General features: G+C 46.0%; 3 protein-coding genes. 1 reads left to right on the top strand and 2 read right to left on the bottom strand.

All coding sequences use genetic code 11. From position 1 onward, the window contains the following. Positions 1–186 precede the first annotated feature (186 nt). Positions 187–2,412 (bottom strand): photosystem I core protein PsaB, encoded by a 2,226-nt coding sequence (gene psaB / locus RM368_RS37610; RefSeq protein ID WP_322698778.1) that lies wholly within the window; start codon positions 2,410–2,412, stop codon positions 187–189. Positions 2,413–2,558: 146 nt separating this feature from the next. Further along, a complete protein-coding gene (gene psaA / locus RM368_RS37605) occupies positions 2,559–4,817 on the bottom strand; it encodes a photosystem I core protein PsaA (RefSeq protein WP_322698777.1) in 2,259 nt (752 codons plus the stop codon). Positions 4,818–5,353: 536 nt separating this feature from the next. Here psaA and RM368_RS37600 point away from each other — a divergent pair. Then, positions 5,354–6,994, top strand: a complete 1,641-nt coding sequence (locus RM368_RS37600) for a hypothetical protein (protein ID WP_322698779.1) — start codon at positions 5,354–5,356, stop codon at positions 6,992–6,994. Positions 6,995–7,013 lie beyond the last annotated feature (19 nt).

Here is a 7,013-nt window from a genome sequence, read left to right as displayed (position 1 = left end):
TCTATCTCTCCAGATGTACGGAGTTTTTTCAGAAATCAAATACTAGTCCTATAGAGATTCTATAAATTTAGTGTTCATTGTTCATTAATTTACCTTTCCTAAACTAAGGCATAACTATGATAATAAAAATCCCCTGCTGTTAAGCGGGGGATTTTTATTACTTATCTACAAAACTAGCAGTCGAAATTAACCGAACTTACCAGCAGTAGAAGCAATCAAGAATGCTGCATAAGTTACGACGTAGCCAACAGCGAAGTGAGCTAGACCAACTACACGAGCTTGAACGATGGACAGAGCAACTGGCTTGTCTTTCCAGCGAACTAAGTTAGCTAGAGGAGTACGTTCGTGTGCCCAAACAAGGGTTTCGATCAACTCTTGCCAGTAACCTCTCCAAGAGATCAAGAACATGAAGCCAGTAGCCCAAACTAGGTGTCCGAATAGGAACATCCAAGCCCAGACAGACAGGTTATTCACACCGTAGGGGTTGTAGCCGTTAATCAACTGAGCGGAGTTAGCCCAGAGGTAATCGCGGAACCAGCCCATGAGGTATGTAGAGTTTTCATTGAACTGAGCAACGTTACCTTGCCAAATACCGAGATGTTTCCAGTGCCAGTAGAAGGTCAACCAACCAATGGTGTTGAGCATCCAGAACGCAGCGAGGTAGAAGGAATCCCAACCGGAGATGTCGCAAGTACCGCCACGACCGGGGCCGTCGCAAGGGAAGGCATAGCCGAAGTCCTTTTTATCGGGCATCAGCTTAGAACCACGGGCATCCAAAGCACCTTTGACCAAGATCAAGGTGGTGGTGTGCAGACCTAAAGCGATCGCATGGTGTACCAAGAAATCGCCAGGGCCAATTGTCAAGAACAAGGAGTTAGTACCAGCATTGATGGCATCTAACCAGCCTGGCAACCAAACGTTAGCGTAGTTGGGCCATGCTGTGTAAGCAACACTATCGGGGTTAGATAGTAAGGCGTCTAAACCGTACAGTACCTTACCGTTAGCAGCTTGGACGAATTGAGCAAATACTGGCTCAATCAAGATTTGCTTTTCAGGAGTACCGAAAGCAACTACTACGTCGTTGTGGACATACAGACCAAGGGTGTGGAAGCCCAAGAAAAGGGATACCCAGCTAAGGTGGGAAATAATCGCTTCTTTGTGCTTCAGCACGCGCTCAAGTACGTTGCCTTTGTTTTGCTCTGGGTCGTAGTCACGTACCCAGAAAATTGCTCCGTGAGCAAAAGCACCAAGCATCAGGAATCCAGCAATATACTGGTGATGCGTGTACAACGCTGCCTGGGTTGTGTAGTCCTTCGCAATAAATGCGTAGGAAGGCATGGAGTACATGTGCTGCGCTACCAGAGAAGTAACAACACCTAGCGCTGCTAAGTGCCATCCCAATTGGAAGTGCAGGGAGTTGTTGTAGGTGTCGTAGATACCTTGGTGAGGTAGGTTAAACGGGCCTTCAACAGGAATACCAAAGAAATTCTTGGCATTCAAGGCTTCCTTGAGACTGTGACCAATCCCAAAGTTTGTCCGGTACATGTGACCAGCAACAATGAATAAAACTGCGATCGCCAAGTGGTGATGAGCTATGTCAGTCAGCCACAAAGCTTCTGTCTGGGGATGGAAACCACCCAAGAAACTCAGAATTGCAGTTCCTGCACCTTGCGATGTCCCGAATATATGTCCAGGAGTGTCAGGGTTTTGAGAGTAAACGCCCCAGTTACCTGTAAAGAATGGTGTTAAACCTGCTGGGTGGGGTGGGGTATTTAAGAAATTGTCCCAACCTACGTGCTGACCGCGAGATTCGGGGACAGCAACGTGAATTAAGTGACCAGCCCACGCCAAGGAACTAACACCAAACAAACCTGCTAAGTGGTGGTTTAGGCGGTGTTCAGCGCTCTTAAACCATGCCAAGCTAGGACGGTACTTGGGTTGCAAGTGCAGCCAACCAGCAAACAGTAATACAGCAGCGAATACCAGCAAGAAAACTGAACCGTTGTACAGTTCGCTGTTATTCCGCATACCGATGGTATACCACCAATGGTAGAGACCAGAGTAGGTAATGTTTACCGGATTACTAGCGCCCGCTTGGGTAAAAGCTTCGATCGCTGGTTTACCAAAGTGGGGGTCCCAAATCGCGTGGGCAATGGGACGGATATGCAGGGGATCTTTAATCCACTGTTCAAAGTTACCTTGCCAGGCTACGTGGAACAGGAGGCTGGATGCCCACAGGAAGATGATTGCCAAGTGACCGAAGTGAGTTGCGAAAATCTTTTGGTAAAGATTTTCCTCTGTGATGCCATCATGGGTTTCAAAGTCGTTGCCTGTAGCGATCGCATACCATATCCGACGAGTCGTCGGGTCCTGTGCGAGATCCTGGCTAAATTTCGGAAATTTTGTCGCCATAGGTTTAATAAATCCTCTGACCTTTAGCCATCAAATACCAGCTGTTGAGAGTTAGGAGTTATGAAGTTGAAAGTTATGAGTTTTAAATTTTTATTCTTAACTCCTAACTCCTAACTTTTAACTCCTAACTTATAGAAAGCTGATTGCTACCCTACTGAAAGGATGTGTGCATGGAAAAATGCCCAAGTAGTAGCAATTCCACCTAATAGGTAGTGAGCTACACCTACCGCGCGACCTTGAATAATGCTCAAAGCGCGAGGCTGAATTGATGGTGCTACCTTCAGTTTATTATGCGCCCAAACAATGGACTCAATTAATTCTTGCCAGTAGCCACGACCACTGAACAGGAACATCAAGCTGAATGCCCAAACAAAGTGAGCGCCTAAGAACATGAGTCCATAAGCAGATAGCGCACTGCCGTAGGAGTTGATGACTTGTGTCGCTTGTGCCCACAAGAAATCACGCAACCAACCATTGATCGTGATGGCGCTTTGAGCAAAGTTACCACCAGTGATGTGAGTCACAGTACCATCTGCATCTACGGTTCCCCAAACGTCTGATTGCATCTTCCAGCTGAAGTGGAAAATTACAATGGACAGGGAGTTGTACATCCAGAAGAGTCCGAGGAATACGTGATCCCAACCAGACACTTGACAAGTACCGCCACGACCAGGGCCGTCGCAGGGGAAGCGGAAGCCCAGGTTTGCTTTGTCTGGAATCAGACGAGAGCTACGGGCAAACAGCACACCTTTGAGCAGAATTAGGACGGTGACGTGAATGGTGAAGGCGTGAATGTGGTGAATTAGGAAGTCTGCTGTACCTAAAGCGATGGGCGCAGCTGCCACCTTGCCGCCAACAGCCAATACACCGCCGCCAAAGACATAGCTAACTGGTTCTAGGGCGTTGGGTGCAGTTGTTCCAGGAGCCAAAGCGTGGATATTTTGTACCCACTGGGCAAATACTGGCTGCAATTGAATTGCCGTATCAGAGAACATGTCTTGGGGACGACCCAATGCACGCATCGTGTCGTTGTGGATGTACAGTCCAAAGCTGTGGAAGCCGAGGAATATAGACACCCAGTTTAGATGAGAAATGATCGCATCCCGGTGACGAATTACCCGATCGAGCAAGTTGTTTTGATTCACAACTGGATCGTAATCTCGCACCATGAAGATCGCAGCGTGAGCCGCTCCACCAACAATCAAGAAGCCGCCAATCCAAATATGGTGAGTGAATATACACAACTGCGTAGCGTAGTCAGTTGCCAAATATGGATAGGGGGGCATCGCGTACATATGATGCGCGATGATGATGGTCAGCGAACCCAAGAAGGCTAGGTTAGTAGCCAACTGAGCGTGCCAAGATGTGGTCAGGTTTTCGTAGAGACCTTTGTGACCTTCACCGGTGAAAGGACCTTTATGGTTTTCGAGGATCTCTTTAATGCTGTGACCAATACCCCAGTTGGTACGGTACTGATGACCAGCAATGATAAAGAGAACTGCGATCGCTAAGTGGTGATGAGAAATATCAGTCAACCACAAGCCGCCTGTTACCGGGTTTAGACCGCCCTTGAAGGTTAGGAAGTCAGCATACTGACCCCAATTCAAGGTGAAGAAAGGTGCTAAACCAGCTGCAAAGCCAGGGTACAGTTCGGTCAACAAGTCTTTGTTCAAAATGAACTCGTGGGGCAGGGGTATGTCTTTGAGAGCAACCCCTGCATCCAAAAGCTTGTTGGTCGGTGCGGACACGTGGATTAAGTGACCTGCCCATCCCAAGGAACCACAACCTAGCAGTACTTGCAAGTGGTGATTCAGCATCGACTCCACATTCTGGAACCATTCCAGTTTAGGAGCGCGTTTGTGGTAATGGAACCAGCCGGCAAATAGGAACAAGCCTGCTAATACCAATCCACCGATCGCTGTGCAGTAAAGCTGGAATGAGTTGGTAATACCCCAACCACGCCATACTTGGAACAAACCAGACGTGATTTGAATACCGTGGAAACCACCGCCAACATCACCGTTTAAAATGTCTTGTCCGACAATGGGCCAAACGACTTGAGCGCTAGGCTTAACGTTTAACGGGTCACTTAGCCAAGCTTCGTAGTTAGAAAACTTCGCGCCGTGGAAAATCATCCCACTCAACCAGATTGTCACTACAGCCAGGTGGCCGAAGTGGGCTGAGAATATCTTGCGGGAGATGTCTTCTAAATCGCTTGTATGTGTATCAAAATCATGGGCGAGTGCGTGCAGGTTCCAAATCCATGTGGTGGTTTTGGGACCTCTGGCTAAGGATCTGTCAAAGTGTCCAGGTTGCGCCCATCTCTCGAATGAGGTTGGAACTGGGTCATTATCGACGATTACTCTTGCCTTTTTTTCCTCTCGCTCCGGAGGACTTATTGTCATTCGACCTCCTCTCTTGATAAGGAATGAGGAATCATGAATACCACAAAATTAACCATTACCGCAAATTCCAGAATTGTACTGAAGCCGCGATGAAGACCTATGTGGATTGTTGTTTCTCGTTGAATTATAAAGTCTTCACTTGTACATTGTTAGAGATATTTTAACAATAATTCAAACTTGCTCAAATATTGCTGAAATTCATGCCTTAACTGGTTTTTAACTTCAAACTTTTTGTCCAAAAGTCAATAGTTTAACTATTTAATTTACAAAGAATAACAATTCGTAAAATTTATGGTTTGGCTGTATGTAGCGGATGTCCCAACTTTTACTGCGATTACTCATGAACATTTATGTCATATTTCAATTTTTGCAAGTAAAAGGTTGTAGAGAATATGACTTATTTTAAAATTTTATGAGACATAAAGGAAAACTTATGGCATGTAAGGCAGATTTCACCTTTTGGGCTATAGTTCCAGATGGACAGTTTGAGCCAAAATAATCTGTCAATTGTCAAAGACTATCACTGGGTGCAACGCATGAACTCGTGGCAGAAAAGGGTGTTAGAGAAGCTCCTCCCTCAGAGGTTCCCGATTCTCAGGTGGGTAATGATATTAGTGCTGGTATTAAGCTTGACCAGTTGCGGCGAGAAAGCCGACAGCCAGGAAGTATCTACTGCCTATAAAGAAAACTCTCCAAAGATTTCTCAAATTTCAAAGCAATTTTCGGAAGTTTCCCCTCCATCTGTTATTCAAGAACTGCGTCCAATTTTGGAAGTTTATCAGCCACAAGTGACAATTGTTACTCCAAAATTTGATGAAGTTCTTCAAGACAACAAAGTTACAGCCAGTTTTCAGGTTAAGGATCTACCAATATTTAAAGACCCACAATTACAACTGGGGCCTCATTTACACGTAATTCTGGATAATCAACCTTATATACCTGTTTACGACCTGAATCAGCCCTTAGTTTTGCCAGACTTGTCTCCAGGTAGTCATACCTTGCGTGTCTTTGCCTCTCGTCCTTGGCATGAAAGCTTTAAGAATGAAGGCGCTTATGCCCAAACAACATTTCACGTCTTCACCAAAACCGACGACAACACCCCAGATCCTAAATTACCCCTGCTAACTTATAGCCGTCCTCAAAGTAGCTACGGGGCAGAACCAATCTTACTGGACTTTTACCTAACTAACGCTCCTCTGCACCTTCTTGGTAAGGAAAACCCCAACGACGAGTTCAGTGATTGGCGCATTCGCTCCACTATTAATGGTGAAAGCTTTATTTTCGATCGCTGGCAGGCAGTTTATCTTAAAGGCTTCCGTCCAGGGAAAAACTGGGTAAAACTAGAATTTCTCGATAATCAGGGAAATGCTGTCAAAAATGCTTTTAATACTACAGTTAGATTGATTGACTACCAGCCAAAGGGTAAAGACACTTTGTCGAGAATTGTCAGAGGAGAACTCACAGTAGATGAGGTGCGCCCTATTGTAGACCCGAATTATAAACTTGCACCTAAACCCACACCCACACCTTCTGTGGAAAAAACACCCCCAACACAGCCCAAGGTAGAAAAACAGCCGCTTCCGGAAACTGAAATTCCAGAAAAATCCAAAATACAGCCAGAACAACCAAAATTAGAAATTCCCACGGCTACACCAACTCCCAGCTTGTCCCCAATACCACCAGAAATTATTGAGTCTCCTATCCCAGAACCACAGCCAGAGGTAATACCAACTCCCGAATCAACACCGTTACCTGAAAAAGTAACGCCTCAGCCAACAAAACCTAGATTTGGTGGATTTTTTAATCGTGGGGCTGGTAAAGTTCCTACCCCAGAAGCACCAGTTGCACCATCTCCTAGTTTGCCACCCACACTGCCAGAGATTATTGAGTCTCCGACACCAGAAATTATTACGCCAACACCAGAAGCACAGCCAACGGTAACGCCAACTCCTGAATCAACACCGTTACCCGAAAAAGTTGCGCCTCAGCCAACAAAATCTAGATTTGGCGGATTTTTCAACCGTCGAACGACCAAGACACCTACTCCTCAAGTAACAGTTGCCCCATCTCCTAGTTTGCCACCAACGCTGCCAGAGATTATTGAGTCTCCAGCACCAGAAATTATTACGCCAACACTAGAACCCTTGTCATTACCAACATCTTTTAAAGTGAGGTAGGGATGTAATAGAGTCAGAG

This window comes from Nostoc sp. DedSLP03, from assembly GCF_034530815.1.
Lineage (GTDB): Bacteria > Cyanobacteriota > Cyanobacteriia > Cyanobacteriales > Nostocaceae > Nostoc.
Note: the sequence above shows the minus strand (reverse complement) of the source record. Positions and strands in the feature narration are given on the sequence as shown.

Bases quoted from the DNA above. Each gene is read 5' to 3' on its own strand.
- RM368_RS37600 (WP_322698779.1), top strand. From the start codon at position 5,354: ATGAACTCGTGGCAGAAAAGGGTGTTAGAGAAGCTCCTCCCTCAGAGG.
- psaA (WP_322698777.1), bottom strand. From the start codon at position 4,817: ATGACAATAAGTCCTCCGGAGCGAGAGGAAAAAAAGGCAAGAGTAATC.
- psaB (WP_322698778.1), bottom strand. From the start codon at position 2,412: ATGGCGACAAAATTTCCGAAATTTAGCCAGGATCTCGCACAGGACCCG.